Source organism: Acuticoccus sediminis (assembly GCF_003258595.1).
Classification (GTDB): domain Bacteria; phylum Pseudomonadota; class Alphaproteobacteria; order Rhizobiales; family Amorphaceae; genus Acuticoccus; species Acuticoccus sediminis.
Genome location: NZ_QHHQ01000003.1, coordinates 283,976 through 305,161, shown reverse-complemented (window position 1 = coordinate 305,161; position 21,186 = coordinate 283,976). Strand labels below are relative to the sequence as shown.

Below are 21,186 nucleotides of genomic sequence, written 5' to 3'. Positions count from 1 at the left end.
CGCAAGGGAACGAAAGCCTCTATCGTGACAGAACAGGTTCGGAAATCTTAACATAGACAAATTTGCAGGCAACCTATGGCCGAATTTCCGATCGTGCGCCTGACCGTGCGTTGCGAACCTCACACGTTCGCCCCTGAATTTCTTTAGAAATCGCCGCGTCGGCCTCTCCCGGCCAGCATGAACGATACGCCCGTCAGACTGCCGATATATGGAGTCGTTGCATAATTTTTTTTGATGCGAATAAGAATTTCCGGCGCGACGGTCATTTTGCCGCCGTTTTCATGCCGGCAATTCGTCGCGGATCGGCGGAGGACGGGGCTGCAGCGGGAATCGGCCATCCAAAAAAGGATGGCGTGGATTGAGCTCCGCGGTCTTGTTCTCAGCGCACATTCCCTCTTTGTGATGGGCAACTGATTGACCCGGCCCAAACCCCAGGGGCGGACAAGGAGAGCCCATGATCCCGAGATACAGCCGCCCCGAAATGGCGAACATCTGGTCGCCTGAGACAAAATTCCGCATCTGGTTCGAGATCGAATCGCATGCCGCGGACGCGATGGCCGAGCTCGGCGCCATTCCGGCGGAGGCGGCGCGCAACATCCGCGAGCGCGGCGGCGCCGCCACCTTCGACGTCGACCGGATCGACGAGATCGAGCGCGAGACGCGTCACGACGTCATCGCCTTCCTCACCCACCTCGCCGAGATCGTCGGGCCCGACGCGCGGTTCGTGCATCAGGGCATGACGTCCTCCGACGTTCTCGACACCACGCTCGCGGTTCAGCTCGCGCGCGCCAGCGACCTCCTCATCAGCGACGTCGAGGCGCTCCTCGCGGCGATCAAGCGCCGCGCCATCGAGCACAAGTTCACCCCCACCATCGGCCGCAGCCACGGCATCCACGCCGAGCCGACCACCTTCGGCCTGAAGCTTGCGCAGGCGTACGCCGAGTTCTCCCGCTGCCACACCCGTCTCGTCGCGGCGCGGGCCGAGGTCGCGACCTGCGCCATCTCGGGCGCGGTCGGAACGTTCGCTCACATCGATCCGCGCGTCGAGGCGCACGTCGCCGCCCAGATGGGCCTCACCGTGGAGCCGATCTCCACTCAGGTGATCCCGCGCGACCGCCACGCCGCGTACTTCGCGACGCTCGGCGTCGTCGCGTCCTGCGTGGAGCGGCTTGCCACCGAGATCCGCCACCTGCAGCGCACCGAGGTCGGCGAGGCGGAAGAGGCGTTCGGCAAGGGCCAGAAGGGCTCCTCCGCAATGCCGCACAAGAAGAACCCGGTGCTGACCGAGAACCTCACCGGTCTCGCCCGCATGGTCCGCGCCTACGCGATGCCGGCGATGGAGAACGTCGCCCTCTGGCACGAGCGGGACATCTCGCACTCCTCCGTCGAGCGGATGATCGGCCCGGACGCGACTGTCACGCTCGACTTCGCGCTGTCGCGCCTCACCGGCGTCGTCGACGGGCTGGTGGTCAAGACCGACCGGATGGCCGCCAACCTCGCCCAGCTCGGCGGGCTCTTCCACTCCCAGCAGGTGCTGCTGGCGCTCACCGTCGCCGGAGTCGCCCGCGAGGAGGCGTACCGCTGGGTCCAGCGCAACGCGATGCGCGCCCACGCCGGGGAGGGGGTCTTCCGCGACCTCGTCGAGGCGGACGAGGACATCGTCAGGACGCTGACACCCGAGGCGCTCGCAAGCGCCTTCGACGACAAGGCCCACACGCGGCACGTGGAGACCATCTTCGAACGCGTGATCAAAAATTAAATTATTCTAACTTTGATTTGAGTGCTTGAGGCCGTGCGAACGTGCTCCTTCATAAGGTGCGGTGCCGTTTTTGTGCGACACTGCGGTCAAATGGAGGACCTGAGGACCATGGCTAGGAAAGCGATCGTGGCGGCGCTGGCGTTCGGGCTGGCGACCGCCGGTGTGACGGCGGTCAGTGCGCAGGAGGCTCTGTCTCCGGCCGACCTCACGCGGATCCGGGACAGCGCGCCCAACTGCGACGAGCATCCGAACTTCCCCTGGATCGGACGCGTCGCCGGTAATGCCGAGGGGATCGCTGGCAACAGCATGCCGGTCTCGTTCGTGGGCTGCTTCCCGGACGAGTCGGAGTGCGAGGCCTGGAAGATGAGGACCAGTTCGGTCGTCACCTCCACGCTCGTGCAGTACAGCTGCCGTCAGCGCTGAAGGCGTCTGGCAGTCCGGGCGCGGCTGGTCACGGCCCGCCGCGCCCGATCCACATCGCGTTCCGCCCCGTTGCGGGTCGCAGCGCGCACGGTCGCGCGTCCTGCCCCGCGTTGAGCGAGGCGTCTGCGGGCGGCGCGTTCGCAGGCGTGAGAGCCGGACCGGCTCCCCCACCGATTCAATGACTTGAGAATGAGGCAGGGCTGACGGCCGGGACGACGACCTCGGGCGCGATGGCCGGGCCGGTGGGTGCTGCCGTCGTGGTCGGGAGTGTCTTCCGGGTCGCGGGGTGCGTTGCGGTGCGGCCTGAGGGGAGGCCTGCGCCTCTGCCAACTGTCGTTCCGGGGCCGGATCGTCCTTCACCGCTATGCCGCGTGATGCCCCGCCTTAGCGGGCGGAAATGATCCGGCCGGGCCGGGGTGCGGCCCAGCCGGATCGCGCTTCAGGTTCGCTCAGCGAACCTCGTTCGGGCTCCGAACCAGCGTGAGTCCTCGCGGGTGAGCGGCACGCCCGCCACCGGCGCTCGTCAGGCGACGGGCACGACGCTCGTCGTCTTCGCGCGCACGGTTGGCCCGGCGGGCCCCTTCAAAACCGTTGTCCGCGTAACTCCGGTCCAGACGGCCCTCGTAGTTCGCGAGGAAAAGAAACTTCCACATGAGGCCCTCCATTGATCACCGGGGTCGCGTGGGCGGTGTCGTGTTCACTCCGCCCCCGCCACTGCGATACCGCCGCGGGACAACCCCGCGGCTGATCCTGTATATAGCAAAAGCGCACTCAATGCGCAATGACATTCTTGTGTCCGCACCGTGTGCGTCTTTTATGCGGGGGAGTGTCATTAAACTGTCGCAGAGCGTGTCGCTTGGCGAGGGGGAGGACAAAAAAAAGCGGCGCCGGAGCGCCGCTTTCGTGTCAGCAGGGCCGAATGGCCTGAAATGGCGGAGGGCTCAGGCCTCCTGGATGGCCGACAGCTTCCAGGAACCGCCCATCGGGCGCACGAACGTCCAGAGCTCGACGGTCTCGGTCGGGTGCGATTCGCCCTCGCGAATCTCCCCGCTCTCGCGGTCGCGCATGATGTCGATGCTCTCGTAGCGCATCGCCACCGTGGCGTACTCGTCGTTGCCCTCGCGCCAGGCTTCCGAGAGGTCGCCCTCGAGGAGTTTGACGTCCAGCACCTCGTTGCGCAGTCCGTTCACCGCGTTCTGGCTGAGCTCCTCGGAGAGGAAGGAGACGATTTCCGGCGTGCAGCGGTCGCGCAGGCCCGCGTAGTCCTCGCGGGTGAACGCGGCCTGGACCTCCGTCAGGAGCTGCTCGAACGCGTCGTAGTCCTGCTCGGTGAGGCCGATCTCGTCGCCGCCGCCGGACGGGGGCATGGCCGCGCCGCCGCCCAGACCCGACGAGCCGCCGAGGCCGGAGCCTGCGCCGTAGGAGGCGCCGCCGCCGGCGGACGCGCTCTCATTGGCGCTGTAGCGCATGTCGTTCTGCGGCTGGGGCGGCTCGTCGTAGCGCTGCGGGCCGTTCGCGCCGGCGTAGGACGGCTGCTGGCGGCTGCGGAACCAGCGCATGATGAGCGACACCACGAGAATCGCGATACCGACCTGGAGGATGAGGCCGAGGAAGCCGGCCATGCCGCCGAGGCCGTTGCCCATCAGCATGCCGATGAGGCCGCCCAGCATGAGGCCGCCCAGGAGGCCGCCGGCGAGACCGCCGAACATGCCGCGGCGACCCTGCTGTGCGCCCTGCGTGCCGCGCGCGGCCTGCGAGGCGGGGGTGCCTTGCTGCTGCGGCGTCATGGAGCGGTTCACGGGGCTCGTCGTCCGGGGCGCGGTGGTGGTCGGCGAGGGCGCGCTGTAGGTGCGGGCACCCCTGCTGCCGAACGAGCCACCGCGGCGGGCTTCGGCGTGATCGACGGCCACGAGCGAAACGCTCATGCCGATCACGGCCAGGGCCAGCAGGGCCTTCATGGAATTGAAGAAGCGCATAGTCACCTCGGTGAGGGGGTCGGTTTGCTGGCATATGGGCATCGAAACGGGCGCACACAAATTCGGCATTTGCGCGCAGGGGTAGTTATTCCTGACGCAACGCACGCAAAGGAGGGGGGAGCGCGCCTGCGCGCTTGACGCCGGCGAGGGCCACGGAATGACATGGGGCCCGCCGCATTCGGTGGCGCCGTCTCGATCGGGCGGGTCCGGCGTCGGCACGCAACGGCAGGAGGAAAATCTGGAGGAAGTCACCGACCCGGCGGTCGAGTCCGACCGCAGGAGCAGGACACGTCGGCGGATCCAGGCGATCCTCGACGGTTACGACCCCGTGTTCGGACGGGCCGTCGCCTTCGCCATCCAGGCGCTGATCATCATCTCGGTCGTCTCCATCGCGGTGGAGACGATGAAGGGCATCCCGGCATGGCTGCACCGGGCGCTCATCATCGAGGAGTGGATCGTGATCGCGCTGTTCTCGGTCGAGTACGTGCTGCGCGTCTACGCGGCGCCCAGGCGGCTCGGCTACGTCTTCTCATTCTACGGGATCGTCGACTTCATGTCGGTGGCGCCGACACTCCTTCTCATGGGCTACGACGTGCGCTCGCTGCGGGCGCTGCGCGCATTCCGCATCCTGCGGCTCTTCAAGCTGATGCGTTACGTGCGGGCGTTCGACCGGCTGGGGCGGGCGGTGGCGCGGGTCTCGGCGGAGTTGATCGTCTTCGCCGGCATCGCCATCGTCGTCCTCTATCTCTGTGCCAGCGCCATCTACTATCTGGAGCGCGACGCGCAGCCGGAGGCCTTCTCCTCGATCCCGCAGGCGATGTGGTGGGCGATCGTGACGCTGACGACGGTCGGCTACGGCGACGTCTATCCGGTGACGGTGGGCGGGCGCATCTTCACCGGCATCGTCCTCATCCTCGCCCTCGGCGTCATCGCGGTGCCGACCGGGCTCGTCGCGACGGCCCTGTCCGAGGAGGTCCACTCCAAGCATCCGCACGGCGCCGGACCTCAAGGCGCCCTGGGCGCTTCGGACGGCGGGGAGGGCGGATCGGAGCATGGCCATCCGGCCGGCAAGCCGCCCCGTTCCGGCGACGCGGCGCCAGCCGGGAGCGAGGCCACTGAGCGTCGGGGCGGCTGACGCTCCGGCCCGGCGAAGCCGCCATTTCCGCGTGCCGGCGAGTGCCGCCGGCGGCACGTGGACGGAACGTAACGGGACAGAACGGTGCCGATGCGGTGACAATCGGCCGGGACCTTCCGTTCGGTCTCGAGAACCAACCGTTGATCCGTCCATGCAAAACGATCCCTTTAACCGCAGGCTGCTCGTCATCGCGGCGTGTGCGGCCGTCGTCATCCTCGCCTGGCATCTCGGTCCGGCGCTTCGCGTGGCGCTGCTCCAGTCGTCCGTCGAGCCGCGAGTCGTCAGCCCGCGCGGCGCTCTCTCCGACGCGGAGACCTCGACGATCGAGGCGTTCGAGGGGAGCCGGGACAGCGTCGTCTCCATCTCCACCTCGCGCCGCGTCGTCGACTACTGGTCCCGCAACGCCTACGACGTGCCGCGCGGCACCGGGTCGGGCTTCATCTGGGACAAGGCCGGCCACGTCGTCACCAACAACCACGTGATCCAGGGCGCCTCCTCGGCGACGGTCCGCCTGGCGGACGGGCGAGTGTTCGACGCGCACCTGGTGGGGGCCGATCCGACCCACGACATCGCGGTGCTGCGGATCGACGTCCGGGACGCGGACCTGCCGGTCCTGCCCATCGGCACCAGCGGCGATCTCAAGGTCGGGCAGTCGGTTCTGGCCATCGGCAACCCGTTCGGCCTCGACTGGACGCTGACCACCGGGATCATCTCCGCGCTCGACCGCGAGCTCCCGAACGACAGCGGAGGGCTGATTCGCGGGTTGATTCAGACCGATGCGGCGATCAACCCCGGAAATTCCGGTGGACCGTTGATCGACAGTGCGGGGCGCCTCATCGGCATGAACACCGCAATCTATAGTCCTTCTGGTTCTAATGCAGGGATCGGCTTCTCGGTGCCGGTCGACACCGTCAATCGCGTGGTGCCGCAGATCCTCTCCTCGGGGCGCTACCGGCCTCCGGTCCTCGGTGTGTCGTCGGACCCGAGGGCGGACGAGATCCTTGCGCGTCAGGGGGTTAAAGGCGTGCTGGTCCTGGGCGTTGATGCGGGGACACCGGCCGCGGACGCCGGCCTCGTGCCGGCCCGGCTGACCCCCGACGGCGCGGTCGTGCCGGGGGACGTGATCGTCGCCCTCGACGACGAGCCGCTCGACGACACGACCGATCTGCGCGCCGCCCTCGACCGCCGCCGGGCGGGGGACAAGGTACAACTCACCGTTTTACGCAACCGTGCTCGCGTCAAGGTTGAGATCCCCTTGCAAGCGGCGCGATAATGGTCAAGAGGGGATCGCAGCGATCGGGGCGGTGGACGCGCTACTTGGCGTCCGCTAAGAGGGCGTATCCGCTTGGGTCGCTGTTAGGCCGCACTCCGTCACGTTCGTGCCGCGCGAGAGACTGATGACAATTGCATCTCTGTTCTTCTACCTCTTTGCCGTGGTCATGGTGGCCTCGGCGCTGATGGTCATCTCGTCGCGAAATCCGGTTCACTCTGTTCTGTTCCTGATCCTCGCATTCCTCAACGGCGCCGGTATCTTCATGATGACCGGGGCCGAATTCCTCGCGCTGATCCTAATCGTGGTGTACGTCGGCGCGGTCCTCGTCCTGTTCCTCTTCGTGGTCATGATGCTGGATGTCGACTTTGCCGAACTGCGGCAGGGCGTCATGCAGTACCTGCCCGTCGGGGCGCTGGTCGGCGTGGTTCTGCTCGTCGAGCTGATCCTCGTCCTGGGGGCCTACACGCTGGCGCCGACCGTCGCCGATCAGGTGGTCGTGCCCATCCCGCCGCCGACGGAGATCTCGAACACGGAGGCGCTCGGCCTCGTGCTCTACACGCGCTACGCCTTCTACTTCCAGGTGTGCGGACTCATCCTGCTGGTTGCGATGATCGGAGCCATCGTCCTGACGCTGCGGCACCGGGAGATTGCAAAGCGGCAGAATATCGGTGCGCAGGTCCAGCGGACCCGCGAGGAGTCGATCGAGGTGCGGGACGTCGCATCCGGCAGGGGGCTGCAACTGTGATTGACATCTCGAACTACCTGACCGTCTCGGCGATCCTTCTCGTCATCGGTGTGTTTGGCATTTTTCTCAATCGCAAGAACGTCATCGTCATCCTGATGTCGATTGAGCTGATCCTCCTCGCCGTGAACATCAACTTCGTCGCCTTCTCGGCGGAGCTCAACGACCTGGTCGGCCAGGTCTTCGCGCTCTTCGTCCTGACGGTGGCGGCGGCGGAGGCCGCGATCGGCCTCGCCATCCTCGTTGCCTTCTTCCGAAACCGCGGTTCCATCGCGGTTGAGGACATCGACACGCTGAAGGGCTGACCGGTGGTCCAACTTCTCGTCTTCCTGCCGCTCTTCGGCTTCCTCTTCGCATTCCTGCTGGGTCGGAAGTTCGGCCCCACCGCCGCCCAGGTGGTGACCACGGGTCTGCTCTTCGTCTCCGCGATCCTCGCGTGGATCATCCTGATCGCCTGGGGGTTCAACGACGCTCCGACCGAGCGCGTCATGCTCGCCGACTGGATGATCTCAGGCGACTTCGAAGTCGCCTGGGCGCTTCGGGTCGACACGCTGACCGCGGTCATGCTCGTCGTGGTGTGCACGGTCTCCGCGCTCGTGCACCTCTACTCCTTCGGCTACATGAGCCACGATCCGGCCAAGGCGAAGTTCTTCTCGTACCTGTCGCTGTTCACGTTCGCGATGCTGATGCTCGTAACGTCGGACAACCTGCTGCAGATGTTCTTCGGCTGGGAAGGGGTGGGCCTCGCCTCCTACCTTCTCATCGGCTTCTGGTCGGACCGGCCATCCGCCAACGCGGCGGCGATCAAGGCCTTCGTGGTCAACCGCGTCGGCGACTTCGCCTTCCTCCTCGGCATCTTCACCATCTTCGCGCTGTGCGGCGTCGTCCAGCTCGACGCGGTGTTCGCCTCCGGACCGGCGATGAGCCAGACGACCTTCAACTTCCTCGGCATGAACGTGCCGGCGCTGGAGCTCGCCTGCTTCCTCCTCTTCATCGGGGCGATGGGTAAGTCGGCGCAGTTCGGCCTCCACACCTGGCTGCCGGACGCGATGGAAGGCCCGACCCCGGTCTCCGCGCTCATCCACGCGGCGACGATGGTGACGGCGGGCGTCTTCATGGTGGCGCGCATGTCGCCGCTCTACGAGTTCGCGCCGCACGCGCTCGGCTTCGTCACCTTCATCGGCGCCACCACGGCGATGTTCGCGGCGACGATCGGCTGTGCCCAGAACGACATCAAGCGCGTGATCGCCTACTCGACCTGCTCGCAGCTCGGGTACATGTTCGTGGCCCTCGGCGTCGGCGCGTACGGCATCGCGATCTTCCACCTCTTCACGCACGCCTTCTTCAAGGCGCTCCTGTTCCTCGGCGCCGGCTCGGTCATCCACGCGATGCACGACGAGCAGGACATGCGGAACATGGGCGGCCTCTGGAAGAAGATCCCGTACACCTACGCGGCGATGATGATCGGCACGCTGGCGCTGACCGGCTTCCCAATGACGGCCGGCTACTTCTCCAAGGACGCCATCATCGAGGCCTCGTTCGTGGGCGAGAACGCCTTCGCGCTCTACGGCTTCTGGATGCTGGTGGGTGCCGCGGCACTGACGTCCTTCTACTCCTGGCGCCTGGTGTTCATGACCTTCCACGGTCAGACCCGCGCGCCGGCGGACACCTTCAAGCACGCCCACGAGTCCGGGCTGGTGATGCTGATCCCGCTCGCCGTCCTGTCGCTGGGGGCGCTCGGCGCCGGCTACATCTTCGTGCACGACTTCCTGACCGCGCCGACCGGCGCGTTCTGGAACGGCGCGCTGTTCCAGTCGGCTGCCAACCACGTGCTGCACGCCATGCACGAGGTCGGCACCTGGGTGGTGCTGTCGCCGACGGTGGCGATGGTGCTGGGCCTCTTGGTCGCCGTGGTGTTCTACGTGCTGCAACCCTCGTTGCCGAAGAAGTTCATCGAGAGCGCCCCGGGGTTCCACCGGTTCTTCCTGAACAAGTGGTACATCGACGAGCTCTACGAGGTCATCTTCGTGCGCCCCGCACGCTGGCTCGGCCGGATCTTCTGGCAGAACGACACGCGGGTGATCGACAATGTCGGACCGGACGGCATCGCGTCCCGGGTGAAGGACCTCGCCGGTCTCGCCCACCGCTTCCAGTCCGGCTACCTCTACCACTACGCCTTCGTGATGCTGACCGGGATTGCCGTGTTCGTGACCGTCATGATCGCTTTCGACAGGGGCTACCTATGATCCGCCCGTCGCTTGGGTTCCGGGCCGAGGCTGACCGATGACTGACTGGCCGCTCCTTTCGATCCTGATCTTCCTGCCGCTGGTAGGTGTGGTCTTCATCCTGGCCGTGCGCGGTGACGACGCCGCCTCGCTGGAGAACATCCGCCGCGTCGCGCTGATCACGACGGTCTTCAACTTCGTCCTGTCGCTGGGACTGTGGTTCGGCTTCGACCCGACCGACGGCGGCTTCCAGTTCGTCGAGAAGTCGGACTGGATCCCGGGGCTGATCTCCTACCACCTCGGCGTCGACGGTATCGCGATGCCGTTCGTGGTGCTGACGGCCTTCCTGATGCCGTTCTGTATCCTCGCCTCGTGGAAGTCGATCACCGACCGTGTGCGCGAGTACATGGTGGCGTTCCTCGTCCTCGAGACGCTGATGATCGGCGTGTTCTGCTCGCTCGACATCGTGATCTTCTACATCTTCTTCGAAGGTGGCCTGATCCCGATGTTCATCATCATCGGCGTGTGGGGCGGTGCCCGGAAGATCTACGCGAGCTTCAAGTTCTTCCTCTACACGCTGACGGGCTCGCTGCTGATGCTCATCGCGATCATCGCGATGTACTGGAACGCCGGGACGACCTCGATCCCCGCGCTCATGCAGCACGACTTCCCGGCCGGCATGCAGATCTGGCTGTGGCTCGCCTTCTTCGCCTCCTTCGCGGTGAAGATGCCGATGTGGCCGGTGCACACCTGGCTCCCCGACGCGCACGTCGAGGCGCCGACGGCGGGCTCGGTGCTGCTGGCGGGCATCCTGCTGAAGATGGGCGGGTACGGCTTCCTGCGCTTCTCGCTGCCGATGTTCCCCATCGCCTCGGCGGAACTCGCGTGGCTGGTCTTCACCCTGTCCTGCATCGCCATCGTGGTGACCTCGCTCACCGCGCTCGCCCAGCAGGACATGAAGAAGCTGATCGCGTACTCGTCCGTGGCGCACATGGGCTTCGTGACCATGGGCATCTTCGCGATGAACACGCAGGGCATCCAGGGCGCCGTCTACCTGATGCTGTCCCACGGCATCGTCTCGGCCGCGCTCTTCCTCTGCGTCGGCGTCGTCTACGACCGGGCCCACACCCGCGAGATCTCGGCCTACGGCGGCCTGATCCAGCGGATGCCGTGGTACGCGACAGCCTTCATGGTGTTCACCATGGCGAACGTCGGCCTGCCCGGCACGTCCGGCTTCGTCGGCGAGTTCCTGACGATGGTCGGGACCTACAAGACCTCCGTCGTGACGGCCGTCGTCGCCGCCACCGGCGTGATCCTCTCGGCGGCCTACGCGCTCTACCTCTACCGCCGGGTGGTCCTCGGGCCGCTCGAGAAGGAGTCGATGCGCCGCATGGTCGACCTCGACATGCGTGAGCGTGTCATCATGGTGCCGCTGATCGTGCTTACCATCGTGTTCGGTATCTGGCCCAATCCGGTGCTGAACGTGACGGAAGCCTCGATCAACGAGCTGGTCGGCCATGTCGCCGTCGCCAACGGCGTCCCGGCCGGGCCGAAGATCGACGCCTCGCCCTTCACCGTCCTCACAGGCTCCTCGGCCGAGGCGGTCGAGCGGGGCCTCGAGGCGGCCGGGATGGCGACGGCAGGCGAGGGGCACGGCGAAGCCGCCGCCCACGGCGCCGCCGGGACGGAACACGGTGCCGCGGACGAGAGCCACGGCGCCAGCGATTCAACGGGTGAGACGCACGAGACCGAAACGAGCGAATGATGAACCATATCGATCTCCCTGCGCTCGCCCCGCTACTGCCTGAGATCATCCTGGCGGTCTCCGCCATCGTGCTTCTGATGGCCGGTGCCTTCTCGGATGACGAGTCGTCCCCGACGATCAACGTGATGGCGATCGTCGCTATGCTCGTCGCCATCATCGCCGTCGCCCTGACCTCCGCGGGCAGCGTCACCTTCAACGGCGCCTTCATCGTCGACGGCTTCGCCCAGTACCTGAAGATCCTGACGCTCATCGGCGGTGGGGTCTGCATCGCCATGACGATCGGCTACGCGCGGCACCAGTCGTTCGCCCGGTTCGAGTATCCGGTGCTGATCCTGCTCTCGACCGTCGGCATGATGCTGATGATCTCGGCCAACGACATGATCGGCGTCTACCTCGGCCTCGAGCTGCAGTCGCTGGCGATCTACTGCGCCGTCTCGATCAACCGCGACTCCACGCGCTCCACCGAGGCGGGCCTCAAGTACTTCGTCCTCGGCGCGCTGTCGTCGGGCATGCTGCTCTACGGCATCAGCCTCGTCTACGGCTTCACCGGCGCGACGGTGTTCCCCGACATCGCCCGCGTCCTCGGCGAGGACGGCGTGTCGCTCGGCGTGGTCTTCGGCCTCGTCTTCATCATCGCCGGACTCGCCTTCAAGGTGTCGGCCGTGCCGTTCCACATGTGGACGCCGGACGTCTACGAGGGCGCGCCGAGCCCGGTCACGGCCTTCCTGGCCGCCGCGCCGAAGGTGGCCGCCATGGCGCTCTTCACCCGCGTGGTGATGGGCGCCTTCGGCCCCGCCTTCGTGGAGTGGCAGCAGATCCTCATCCTGATCTCGGTGATGTCGATGCTGCTCGGCGCCTTCGCGGCGATCGGCCAGACCAACATCAAGCGCCTGATGGCCTACTCGTCCATCGGCCACATCGGCTACGCGCTGATCGGCCTGGCCTCGGGGTCGGAGGAGGGCGTCGTCGGCGTCGTCGTCTACATGACGATCTACCTCATCACGACGCTCGGCGCCTTCGCCTGCATCCTCGGCATGCGCCGCGCCGACGAGGGCATGGTGGAGGACATCACCGACCTCGCCGGCCTGGTGCGCACCAAGCCGTGGATGGCGGCGGCCTTCACGCTGCTGCTCTTCTCCCTCGCCGGCATCCCGCCGCTGGTCGGCTTCTTCGCGAAGTTCTACGTGTTCCTCGCGGCGGTGAAGGCAGGGCTCGTCCCGCTCGCCATCATCGGTGTCCTGGCCTCGGCGGTGTCGGCCTTCTACTACCTGCGGGTCATCAAGATCATGATGTTCGACGATCCGCGCGACCACTTCGAGCCGATGGCGGGTGAGCTGCGGGCGGTGCTGGCGGTGTCCGGCGCGTTCTCGCTGCTCTTCTTCCTGGTGTGGACGCCGATCCTGTCGGCCGCGACGGCAGCGGCGCAGAGCCTCTTTTGACGATGATGGGAGCCGACCCCCAGTCGGCGCCGATCGTCCATCTCGGCGACGTCGGTTCGACGAACGACGAGGCGATGGCACGCCTGCGCGCCACCGCCTCGCCATTGTGGGTCATCGCCGACCGCCAGGTAGCGGGGCGGGGCCGTCGGGGACGCCCATGGGTTTCCGAACCGGGCAACCTTTACGCTTCATTCGCGTTTTCACCGACATGGTCTGAGACCGCGTTTGGCCTGCTGCCACTCGCTGCTGCGGTGGCGCTCGCTGATGCGGTCGATTCGCTCGGGGTCAGCGCGCGCGTTAAATGGCCGAACGATGTGCTCGTGAACGGCCTGAAGGTGTCCGGGATTTTGATCGAGAGCGAATGGGTGGGGACGGTGCGGCGTGTCGTGGTCGGTTTCGGGGTGAACGTTACGCATCACCCGACGGCCGCCCCGTCGGCGCATCTGGCCGAATTTCAACCGAATATCGATGTGGCGATGATGCAGGGCGCGCTGCTCCCGGCGTTCGCGAACGTCCTCGAGGCGCTCGGCCGTCCGGACGGCGTCGCGAGCGTGCGGCAGCGCTGGCTCGACCGTGCCGCCGGGATCGGCCAGCCGATCGACGTGCGCCTCGAGGCGGAGACCCGGTCGGGCGTCTTCGAAGGGCTCGACGCGGACGGGCATCTCATCCTTCGCCACGCCGACGACACGTCCGAGCGGATCGCCGCGGGTGACGTCTTTCTGCGGGCGGCATCATGACGGCACCGGGATCTGAACTCGTCTTCCTTCCGCTGGGCGGCGTCGGCGAGATCGGCATGAACCTCGGCCTCTACGGCGTGGGGCCGCCCCACGCGCGCAAGTGGCTGATGGTGGACTGCGGCGTCACCTTCGCGGAAGGGCGCTGGTTCCCCGGCGTCGACCTCATCCTGCCGGACATCTCCTTCATCGAGGAGGAACGGCGGGACCTCGTCGGCATCGTCATCACCCACGCGCACGAGGACCACTACGGCGCGCTCCTCGACCTGTGGCCACGCCTTCAGGCGCCGGTGTACGCGACGCAGTTCACCACCGGGCTCCTCAGGGCCAAGGCGATCGAGAACGGCAAGCTGGTCACCCCGGACGTCAACGTGGTGACGCAGGGCGAGACGCTGCAGATCGGCCCGTTCTCGGTCGAGTTCGTGCCGGTGTCGCACTCGATCCCGGAGCCGAACGCGCTCGCGATCCGCACCGACCACGGCCTCATCGTCCACACCGGCGACTGGAAGATCGACCCCGAGCCGGGCGTCGGCATCCCCATCGGGGTGGAGCGCCTCAAGGAGCTGGGGGAGGAGGGGGTGATCGCGCTGATGTGCGATTCCACCAACGCCCAGCGCCCGGGACGCTCGCCGTCGGAACACGATGTCGCCGAGGGGCTGAAGTCGTTCATCGCGAGCGCGCCACACCGCGTCGCCGTCACGGCCTTCTCGTCCAACGTCGCGCGCATCCGCGCGGTGTGCGAGGCGGCCGCCGCCACCGACCGGCACGTGGTGGTGATGGGCCGGGCGATGCGCCGCGTGATCGAGGTCGCCACCGAGTGCGGCTTCATGGACGGACTGCCGAAGTTCCTCAGCGAGGATGACGTCGGCCATCTCCCGCGCGACAAGGTGCTGGTGCTCCTGACCGGCAGCCAGGGCGAGGAGCGCGCCGCGCTCGCCCGCATCGCCAGCGACAACCACCCCCGCGTCGCGCTCTCGGCCGGGGACCGCGTGATCTTCTCGTCCCGCACGATCCCGGGCAACGAGAAGGCGGTGAACGAGGTGATGAACGGCCTCGCCCTGCAGGGGATCGAGGTGGTGACGGACTCGCAGGGCCTCGTCCACACCTCCGGCCACCCCCGCCGCGACGAGCTGGTCGAGCTCTACGGCTGGCTGAAGCCGAAGGTCCTGATCCCCGTCCACGGCGAGCCGGTGCATCTCGCCGCGCACGAGCGCCTCGCCAAGGCGAACGGAATCGACAACGTGGTGATGATCTCCAACGGCAAGATGGCGCGCCTCGACCCGGCGCCGGCGGCCGTGGTCGACGAGATCGAGCCCAACATCCTTCTCATGGACGGGCGCCTTCTGCGTACGCCGGAGGAGGCGAACGTGCGCGAGCGGCGGGCGCTCGCCTTCGCCGGCGTCGTCACCGCCGTCGTCACGCTGGACGACCGCTACGAGCTCGACGACGACCCGCTGGTGGTGCTGATGGGGATTCCCGCGCGCGACGACGAGGGCGAAACCTTCCGCGAGCAGCTCGTCGACGAGATCGCTGGCGCGGTCGAGTCGATCCCGCGTCACCGCCGGCGCGACCGGGACACCGTCGTCCAGGCCGCGCGCCGGGCGATCCGGTCCCACATGTCGCAGCACTGGGGCAAGAAGCCGCTGTGTCACGTGTTCGTGGTGAGCGCGCCCTAGGGACCTGCCTCTTCCGGTCCGGCCGGTTTCTCTCTAAGTCCGATGGAAAATGACCCATGGGACAGGCGTATGGCGGGCTCGGCTCGTCCCCCGCGGCCCATCAGACGGGAGGGTGAGATGATCGGTCGGCTCAATCACGTGGCGATCGCGACGCAGGACGTCGCGGCGGCCTCCGAGGTGTACCGCGGCGCGATGGGGGCGAAGGTCACCGAGCCGCAGGACCTTCCCGAGCACGGCGTGCGCGTCGTCTTCGTCGAGCTGCCGAACACCAAGGTCGAGTTGCTGGAGCCGCTCGGCGAGAACTCGCCCATCGCCGCCTTCCTCGCCAAGAACCCCGCCGGCGGCCTGCACCACGTCTGCTACGAGGTCGAGGACATCGAGGCCGCCGCCGCGCAGGTGGCCGCCGGCGGCGCACGCGTGCTCGGCCCGCCGAAGATCGGTGCGCACGGCAAGCCCGTGGTCTTCATCCACCCCAAGGACGTGTCCGGCGTTCTGACCGAGCTCGAACAGGTCTGATGGATCCCGTCAGCGCCATCGCCATCTTCTTCATCATCTGGTGGCTGGTCTTCTTCCCGGTGCTGACCTTCGGGGACCGCCGCACTGTGGCGGACGAGGACCTCGTCGCCGGGGCCGACCCCGGCGCGCCGGCCCGGACGGGGCTGCGGCGGCGCGTGATCGTCACCACCGTGATCTCGGTTCTGGTCTTCATCGCCGTCTATCTCGTCCTCAACAGCGGCATCACGCTGGACGACCTGCCGCTCCCCAAGCCGCCGCCGGTGCCCGAATACGAGAACGCCTGACGCTCGCCTCGCCCCGACTGCACTTTATCTTCCTGTAAAGCGCGGTCAGGGTGCAGTGTGCTCGCGCCGGGGTGGACCACCGGACCACCCCGCGCGGCCCTGCAGACAGCGAGAGACCGAACAATGGCCACGCTCGAACGTCCCGACGGCACCCTGGTTTACGACGTCGCCGGGGAGGGGCCGCCACTCTTCCTCGTCTCCGGCCTCGGCGGCTCGCGGCGCTACTGGGACAATCTCCTCCCGGCGCTGACGGCCGAGTTCACCGTGGTCACGCACGACCACATGGGCACCGGCGAGACGATCTCCCGTCGCACCGCCCACACCGTCGAGGCGCTGGCGGAGGATGTCGTCGCGCTGATGGACCACCTGAAGATCGATGCCGCCCACGTCCTCGGGCACTCCACCGGCGCGGCGGTCGGACAGGTCCTCGGCGAGACCGCGCCGGAGCGGCTCCGGCGGCTGATCCTCTTCGCCGGCTGGCCGGGACCGGATCCGGTGTTCGACATGTGCTTCGAGATGCGCCGGCACATGCTGGCCGACAGCGGGATGGAGCCCTACCAGCGCAGCACCCCTATCTTCCTCTACCCGCCGCGCTGGATCGCCGAGAACATCGAGATGTGCCGGGCCGTGGTGGACGGGCTGATCGCCCTCAGCCCGCCGGTCGAGACGATGCTGGCGCGGATCGACATGATCGTGAGGTTCGACCGGCGCGACCGGCTGGCGCTGACCGGGGGCGAACCGCTGATCGTCTGCGCGAGGGACGACATCCTGACGCCGCCGCACTGTTCCGAGGCGATGGCCGCCGGGATCCCCGGTGCGCGGCTTGCGCTCCTCGAGTGGGGCGGCCACGCCGTGTCACAGACCGACCCGGCGGCCTTCCTCGACGTCATCCTGCCGGAGCTGCGCCGGGGCTGACCTCGCGTCACGCACGGGACGGAAAATCCTCGAGCAAAGAAGCAATCGTAAGTTGAACTTGCCCGGCGAACCTTTATCCTGATCGGGCCGCGCACCGTCGAGGGCCGATCGGCCCGACCACTGAGCGTGGGTTCGATTGATCGCGCCGTGGCGCTGCCGGTGGAACTTCACCGGCCGCACCGTGCGGTTGCGTTCATAGCCGCGGGCCTCCGGGAGGCTCGCGGGCCGGACAGGACGGTGACTGGGGAAGGGCGCGGAGAGGTCCGGCCGGGACAGGAGAACCCGCCGGATCGCGCTCGTGGGAGGGACGATGATACTGTATCCGACATCGCCGGGCGCGATACGGCGCCGCGCCATCTACTGGCAGAACCAGCAAAAGGCGATGCGAGCGGTCATAGCTCTCCAGGCCGCGTCAGGTGTCGGCGCCGCCGCGGTCGGACCCGAACCCGAACCGGCCCCGCCGGCCCCCGTCGCCGGCCGGAACCCCAAGGACCACGTCTGACCTCGTGACCGCCCGCCGCCGGGCGCCTGGCGCGTCGCGGCACGGTCGCTTCAGGTCGCCCGCGCGCGGCCCCGGCGATTCGGGAGTGCGCCGGGTCCCGGCACGGCTGCCTGCGACAGAAAAGTGAGGCGGAGGCCGGCCGCGCGCCTTGACCGGGGGGTGCGCCACGGGCCATGGCGACTATATCAACGCGAGAACCCGGCGACCCCAACCGTAGGCCATCTGGTCGGACGCCGCGTCGACGCCATCACGCTCCGCAATCTCCGCGACATCGGCGGAGTGCACCGCAACGCACCGTCCGGCCGCCCGGCCCGGCGGTACCAGAATTCACCACGGGGACAGCCTCGCCCCGCGCATCGTCTGGGACGGTCTCGACGCGCGGACGGCCAACGTGACCGCCCACAACGAAAGCAAAGGCATGGACCGCACCCCCAAGATGGACCGCACGCCGAAGATCGCACCGTCGATCCTGTCCGCCGACTTCGCGGACTTCGGTCGCGAGTGCGAGGCGATCGAAGCGCAGGGGGCCGACTGGGTCCACGTCGACGTCATGGACGGCCACTTCGTCCCCAACATCACCTTCGGCCCGCCGCTGGTGAAGGCGATCCGCCGGCATATCAAGACGGTCATGGACGTCCACCTCATGATCGCGCCGGTCGATCCGTACATTGACGCCTTCGCCGACGCGGGCGCCGACGTCATCACCGCGCACGCCGAGGCCGGCCCGCACCTCGACCGCACCCTTCAGGCGATCCGCGCGGCGGGCTGCAAGGCGGGCGTCGCGCTCAACCCCGCGACCCCGGCCGAGGTGATCGCGTACGTCATGGACCGGATCGATCTCGTCTGCGTGATGACGGTCAATCCCGGCTTCGGCGGCCAGAGCTTCATCCATCCGATGCTCGCCAAGATCGCCCGCCTGCGCGAGATGATCGGCGACCGGCCGATCCACATCGAGATCGACGGCGGCGTGACGCCGGAGACCGCGCCGCTCGTCGTCGCTGCGGGGGCGGACGTGCTCGTCGCCGGTTCGGCCGTCTTCAAGGGCGGGTCGGTCGCGAACCCGGCTCCCTACGGCGCCAACATCCGCGCCATCCGCGAGGCCGCGAACCGCGTGGTGCGTTCCGATGCAGCCTGAGCCGCGCACGTTCGGGACCGTCGTCTTCGACCTCGACGGCACCCTCATCGACAGCGCCCCGGCCCTGCAGGGCATCGCCAGCCGCTTCCTCGCCGAGCTCGACGCCGCGCCGCTGACGATCGAGGAGACGCGCTCCTTCATCGGCAACGGCGGCTGGCGCTTCTGCCAGCGCGCGCTGGAATCGCGGGGGTTTCCGTCCGACGACGATGCCGTCGACGCGCACTATGTCCGCTTTCTGAAGATCTATTCCGCAGCGCCGGCATCGGACAACGTGCTCTTTCCCGGCGTCCCGGAAGCGCTGTCGCGCCTGCGGGAGGCGGGGATCGCCATCGGGCTCTGCACCAACAAGCCCGAGGCGCCGACACATGTGGTCCTGGAGGCGTTCGGGCTGTCGTTCGACGTCGTCGTCACCGGAGATACACTGCCGCAGAACAAGCCGGCGCCCGAGCCGCTGATGGCCGCGATCGAGGCGCTCGGCGGGACGGCACGCCATACGCTCTACGTCGGCGACAGCGAGATCGACGCCCTCACGGCCGAAGCGGTCGGCTGCCCGTTCGCGCTCCACACCGCCGGCTACCACGACACCTTCGAGATGGCCGGCCCGCCGACCTACCGGATCGACGACATTCCCGCGCTCCTCGGCATCGTCCTCGCCCGCGACGCCGCCTCGGCCTGAGGCGGCGCGGTCCGGTCCGGCACGTCGGCCGGATCGGATCGCACGCCGGCGCGCCAACGGTCCGTGCTCGTCAGCACAGCACTTTCCTTTCGTGCCTGCCACCTGTGCCTCGGGCAGCGAACGCTGCCCGATCGACCGTAATTGTGGCCGCACCACAGACCCGTGCGTTCGCGAGCCCAGGCACCGTGAACACCCCGGCGGGGCGTCGATCTGCTTTGAGCGGGGCGGAGAGGCCGAGCGCCATGAGCCAGGTCATTTGCGTGAGAGACATCGCCGGCGGTGGTGTCACGACCGGAGGGCGACGCCCCCGCGAGCGGCAGCGGCGCCCCGCATGGCGCCCCCAGCCGGTGAGCGAGCCGCCCAGGACCCTCACGGTCCAGACGTGCGGCCCGGTGGAGATCGCGCTGGACGGCGAGATCCTCGCGCTGCCGGCGTCACGCAAGACGCGAGCGCTCCTCGGCTACCTCGTCCTGTGCGGGCGGCCGCAGCGGCGCGAGAGGCTCTGCGAGCTCTTCTGGGAAATTCCGGACGACCCGCGCGCGGCGCTGCGCTGGTCGCTCAGCAAGCTCCGCCCTTTGGTCAACGCGGCCGGCGAGACGCTCCTCATCTCCGACCGCGATCAGGTCTCGATCGATACCGCGCCGATCAGCGTGGATGCGCACCGGATCGACACCTGCGCCACGCGCGAGGACATCCCGGTCACGAGGCTCGAGGAGGCATGGGAGAGCGCCAGCCGGCTACTGCTGGAAAACTGCGAGCTCACCAACCAGCCCGCCTTCTCCGCCTGGCTCGAGCAGAAGCGCACCGAGATGGTTCGCCTGCGGATCCGCATCGCCCGGCGCCTCGCCACGTCGACCGAACTGACCCCGGACGAGGCGGACAAGTGGGCCGAGCGCTGGCGCGCCGACGCGCCCTTCGACCCCTCGGCCGCGCAGCAGTCGGTCCTCGCCCGCCGCAAGCTGGGGCGCGAGCACGAGGCGACGACGATGGCGGACGCGATGGACCGCAGCTTCCGCGAGGCCGGGCTGCAACCGCCGGATTTCTCCCCTCCGGTCTACGAGGTCGCCGGCGCGCCGAAGGATGCGTTATGCGTCGGCGAGGACAACCCGGCGCCACACCAGACCATCCGCTTCACGCAGAGCGACGACGCCGTGACGCTCGCCTGGACCGCGCTCGGCCGGCCCGGGTGCATGCCGCTGGTGAAGTCCGGCTGCTGGCCCTCGCACCTCGAGCTCGACTGGGGCACCCCCGTGTGGGGTGATCTCTACCGTTCGCTCGCCGACGACTTCCGCTTCGTCCGATACGACGAGCGCGGCACCGGCCTCTCCGACTGGACCGTGCCGGAGATCAGCTTCGAGCGGTCGGTCGCCGACCTGGAGCGCGTGGTCGACGCGGCCGGGTTCGAACGCGTCCCGCTGCTCGGGATCAGTCATGGCGCGGCGGTGTCGATCGAGTTCGCGGCCCGCCATCCGGAGCGTGTCTCGCACCTCATCCTCGTCGGCGGGTATGCGGCCGGTTGGCGCCATACGGCCAGCGCCGAGGAGATCCGCGAGCGCGAGGCGGTGATGCTCCTGACCGAGCGAGGCTGGAGCCGGGCCAACCCGTACCTCCGCCACATCCTCTCGCAGGAACGCATCCCGGGCGCGAGCGCGGCGGAGCTGAAGCGCTTCGACGAGGTGCAGTCCTGCTCCACTTCGCCGGCGAACGCGGCACGGATTCTCGACGTCATGGCGCGGATCGACGTGCGCGAACGCCTGCGCCACGTCGCGGCGCCGACGCTGGTCGTACACAGCCGCAACGACGCGTTCGTGCCGGTGTCGGCCGGGCGGGCGCTGGCGGCGGAGATCCCGTGCGCCGAGTTCGTCGGCCTCGAGAGCGAAAATCACCTGCTGCTCGGCCGCGAACCTGCGACGGCGACCCTCGTTGCGGCGATTCGGCGGTTCCTCGCCCCATGATCAGGGCGGAATGATCCAACGGTGGTGACAACGGTCAACCGCCACAGACGAAATTC

The 21,186-nt window shown here is 68.0% G+C and carries 19 protein-coding genes; 17 read left to right on the top strand and 2 right to left on the bottom strand.

The genetic code is table 11. The annotated features are described in order from the left end of the window. Positions 1–454 precede the first annotated feature (454 nt). Together purB and DLJ53_RS15640 are read left to right on the top strand one after the other, a co-directional pair. Positions 455–1,759 carry an adenylosuccinate lyase gene (gene purB, locus DLJ53_RS15645; RefSeq protein WP_111346837.1) on the top strand — a complete coding sequence of 435 codons (1,305 nt, stop codon included), beginning with the start codon at positions 455–457 and terminating at the stop codon, positions 1,757–1,759. 108 nt (positions 1,760–1,867) lie between these two features. Continuing rightward, positions 1,868–2,182, top strand: coding sequence for a hypothetical protein (locus DLJ53_RS15640; RefSeq protein WP_146619973.1), 315 nt, complete (start codon positions 1,868–1,870; stop codon positions 2,180–2,182). A 449-nt stretch (positions 2,183–2,631) separates the two neighbouring features. Here the strand turns inward: DLJ53_RS15640 and DLJ53_RS34735 are convergent, their stop codons facing one another. Then, a complete protein-coding gene (locus DLJ53_RS34735; protein ID WP_146619972.1) occupies positions 2,632–2,835 on the bottom strand; it encodes a hypothetical protein in 204 nt (67 codons plus the stop codon). Between the two features lie 288 nt (positions 2,836–3,123). Further along, positions 3,124–4,158 carry a Tim44 domain-containing protein gene (locus DLJ53_RS15635; protein WP_111346833.1) on the bottom strand — a complete coding sequence of 345 codons (1,035 nt, stop codon included), beginning with the start codon at positions 4,156–4,158 and terminating at the stop codon, positions 3,124–3,126. A 157-nt stretch (positions 4,159–4,315) separates the two neighbouring features. Here DLJ53_RS15635 and DLJ53_RS15630 point away from each other — a divergent pair, with 157 nt between their 5' ends. From DLJ53_RS15630 to DLJ53_RS15560, 15 genes are all read left to right on the top strand, one after another. Further along, the gene (locus DLJ53_RS15630) at positions 4,316–5,293 is read left to right on the top strand and encodes an ion transporter (protein ID WP_111346831.1); all 978 of its coding nucleotides are present in this window, start codon (positions 4,316–4,318) and stop codon (positions 5,291–5,293) included. Between the two features lie 151 nt (positions 5,294–5,444). Continuing rightward, positions 5,445–6,566: a S1C family serine protease gene (locus tag DLJ53_RS15625; protein ID WP_111346829.1), complete on the top strand. Its 1,122-nt coding sequence runs from the start codon at positions 5,445–5,447 to the stop codon at positions 6,564–6,566. Positions 6,567–6,690: 124 nt separating this feature from the next. Next, on the top strand, positions 6,691–7,311 hold the full coding sequence (locus DLJ53_RS15620; protein WP_111346827.1) for an NADH-quinone oxidoreductase subunit J: 621 nt from the start codon (positions 6,691–6,693) through the stop codon (positions 7,309–7,311). Then, positions 7,308–7,613, top strand: coding sequence for an NADH-quinone oxidoreductase subunit NuoK (nuoK, locus tag DLJ53_RS15615; RefSeq protein WP_111346825.1), 306 nt, complete (start codon positions 7,308–7,310; stop codon positions 7,611–7,613). The genes DLJ53_RS15620 and nuoK overlap by 4 nt, the downstream gene beginning before the upstream one ends. Before the next feature lie 3 nt (positions 7,614–7,616). Then, the gene (gene nuoL, locus DLJ53_RS15610) at positions 7,617–9,554 is read left to right on the top strand and encodes an NADH-quinone oxidoreductase subunit L (protein ID WP_111346823.1); all 1,938 of its coding nucleotides are present in this window, start codon (positions 7,617–7,619) and stop codon (positions 9,552–9,554) included. A 37-nt stretch (positions 9,555–9,591) separates the two neighbouring features. Further along, a complete protein-coding gene (locus tag DLJ53_RS15605) occupies positions 9,592–11,298 on the top strand; it encodes an NADH-quinone oxidoreductase subunit M (protein ID WP_202913186.1) in 1,707 nt (568 codons plus the stop codon). Further along, on the top strand, positions 11,298–12,737 hold the full coding sequence (gene nuoN, locus DLJ53_RS15600; RefSeq protein ID WP_162409251.1) for an NADH-quinone oxidoreductase subunit NuoN: 1,440 nt from the start codon (positions 11,298–11,300) through the stop codon (positions 12,735–12,737). The genes DLJ53_RS15605 and nuoN overlap by 1 nt, the downstream gene beginning before the upstream one ends. A gap of 2 nt (positions 12,738–12,739) precedes the next feature. Beyond that, positions 12,740–13,474 carry a biotin--[acetyl-CoA-carboxylase] ligase gene (locus tag DLJ53_RS15595; RefSeq protein ID WP_111346819.1) on the top strand — a complete coding sequence of 245 codons (735 nt, stop codon included), beginning with the start codon at positions 12,740–12,742 and terminating at the stop codon, positions 13,472–13,474. After that, positions 13,471–15,147, top strand: coding sequence for a ribonuclease J (locus tag DLJ53_RS15590; RefSeq protein WP_111346817.1), 1,677 nt, complete (start codon positions 13,471–13,473; stop codon positions 15,145–15,147). Before DLJ53_RS15595 ends, DLJ53_RS15590 begins: the two co-directional genes overlap by 4 nt. Before the next feature lie 117 nt (positions 15,148–15,264). Next, positions 15,265–15,663, top strand: a complete 399-nt coding sequence (gene mce / locus DLJ53_RS15585) for a methylmalonyl-CoA epimerase (protein WP_111346815.1) — start codon at positions 15,265–15,267, stop codon at positions 15,661–15,663. Further along, on the top strand, positions 15,663–15,947 hold the full coding sequence (locus tag DLJ53_RS15580) for a DUF1467 family protein (protein WP_111346813.1): 285 nt from the start codon (positions 15,663–15,665) through the stop codon (positions 15,945–15,947). Before mce ends, DLJ53_RS15580 begins: the two co-directional genes overlap by 1 nt. A gap of 123 nt (positions 15,948–16,070) precedes the next feature. Beyond that, complete coding sequence (locus DLJ53_RS15575) at positions 16,071–16,862, top strand: alpha/beta fold hydrolase (protein ID WP_111346811.1); 792 nt, start codon at positions 16,071–16,073, stop codon at positions 16,860–16,862. A 938-nt stretch (positions 16,863–17,800) separates the two neighbouring features. Further along, positions 17,801–18,499: a ribulose-phosphate 3-epimerase gene (gene rpe / locus DLJ53_RS15570; RefSeq protein ID WP_111347813.1), complete on the top strand. Its 699-nt coding sequence runs from the start codon at positions 17,801–17,803 to the stop codon at positions 18,497–18,499. After that, the gene (gph, locus tag DLJ53_RS15565; RefSeq protein ID WP_111346809.1) at positions 18,489–19,175 is read left to right on the top strand and encodes a phosphoglycolate phosphatase; all 687 of its coding nucleotides are present in this window, start codon (positions 18,489–18,491) and stop codon (positions 19,173–19,175) included. Before rpe ends, gph begins: the two co-directional genes overlap by 11 nt. A 242-nt stretch (positions 19,176–19,417) precedes the next feature. Then, a complete protein-coding gene (locus tag DLJ53_RS15560) occupies positions 19,418–21,130 on the top strand; it encodes a bifunctional AfsR/SARP family transcriptional regulator/alpha/beta hydrolase (RefSeq protein WP_146619971.1) in 1,713 nt (570 codons plus the stop codon). The last annotated feature ends 56 nt before the right edge of the window (positions 21,131–21,186 follow it).

Excerpts from the sequence above, each read along its gene's own strand:
- DLJ53_RS34735 (WP_146619972.1), bottom strand. The coding sequence starts at position 2,835 with ATGTGGAAGTTTCTTTTCCTCGCGAACTACGAGGGCCGTCTGGACCGG.
- gph (WP_111346809.1), top strand. The coding sequence starts at position 18,489 with ATGCAGCCTGAGCCGCGCACGTTCGGGACCGTCGTCTTCGACCTCGAC.
- mce (WP_111346815.1), top strand. The coding sequence starts at position 15,265 with ATGATCGGTCGGCTCAATCACGTGGCGATCGCGACGCAGGACGTCGCG.
- DLJ53_RS15625 (WP_111346829.1), top strand. The coding sequence starts at position 5,445 with ATGCAAAACGATCCCTTTAACCGCAGGCTGCTCGTCATCGCGGCGTGT.
- DLJ53_RS15560 (WP_146619971.1), top strand. The coding sequence starts at position 19,418 with ATGAGCCAGGTCATTTGCGTGAGAGACATCGCCGGCGGTGGTGTCACG.
- DLJ53_RS15605 (WP_202913186.1), top strand. The coding sequence starts at position 9,592 with ATGACTGACTGGCCGCTCCTTTCGATCCTGATCTTCCTGCCGCTGGTA.
- DLJ53_RS15640 (WP_146619973.1), top strand. The coding sequence starts at position 1,868 with ATGGCTAGGAAAGCGATCGTGGCGGCGCTGGCGTTCGGGCTGGCGACC.
- nuoN (WP_162409251.1), top strand. The coding sequence starts at position 11,298 with ATGAACCATATCGATCTCCCTGCGCTCGCCCCGCTACTGCCTGAGATC.
- DLJ53_RS15595 (WP_111346819.1), top strand. The coding sequence starts at position 12,740 with ATGATGGGAGCCGACCCCCAGTCGGCGCCGATCGTCCATCTCGGCGAC.
- rpe (WP_111347813.1), top strand. The coding sequence starts at position 17,801 with ATGGACCGCACGCCGAAGATCGCACCGTCGATCCTGTCCGCCGACTTC.
- DLJ53_RS15620 (WP_111346827.1), top strand. The coding sequence starts at position 6,691 with ATGACAATTGCATCTCTGTTCTTCTACCTCTTTGCCGTGGTCATGGTG.
- DLJ53_RS15590 (WP_111346817.1), top strand. The coding sequence starts at position 13,471 with ATGACGGCACCGGGATCTGAACTCGTCTTCCTTCCGCTGGGCGGCGTC.
- DLJ53_RS15575 (WP_111346811.1), top strand. The coding sequence starts at position 16,071 with ATGGCCACGCTCGAACGTCCCGACGGCACCCTGGTTTACGACGTCGCC.
- DLJ53_RS15630 (WP_111346831.1), top strand. The coding sequence starts at position 4,316 with ATGACATGGGGCCCGCCGCATTCGGTGGCGCCGTCTCGATCGGGCGGG.
- DLJ53_RS15580 (WP_111346813.1), top strand. The coding sequence starts at position 15,663 with ATGGATCCCGTCAGCGCCATCGCCATCTTCTTCATCATCTGGTGGCTG.
- DLJ53_RS15635 (WP_111346833.1), bottom strand. The coding sequence starts at position 4,158 with ATGCGCTTCTTCAATTCCATGAAGGCCCTGCTGGCCCTGGCCGTGATC.
- purB (WP_111346837.1), top strand. The coding sequence starts at position 455 with ATGATCCCGAGATACAGCCGCCCCGAAATGGCGAACATCTGGTCGCCT.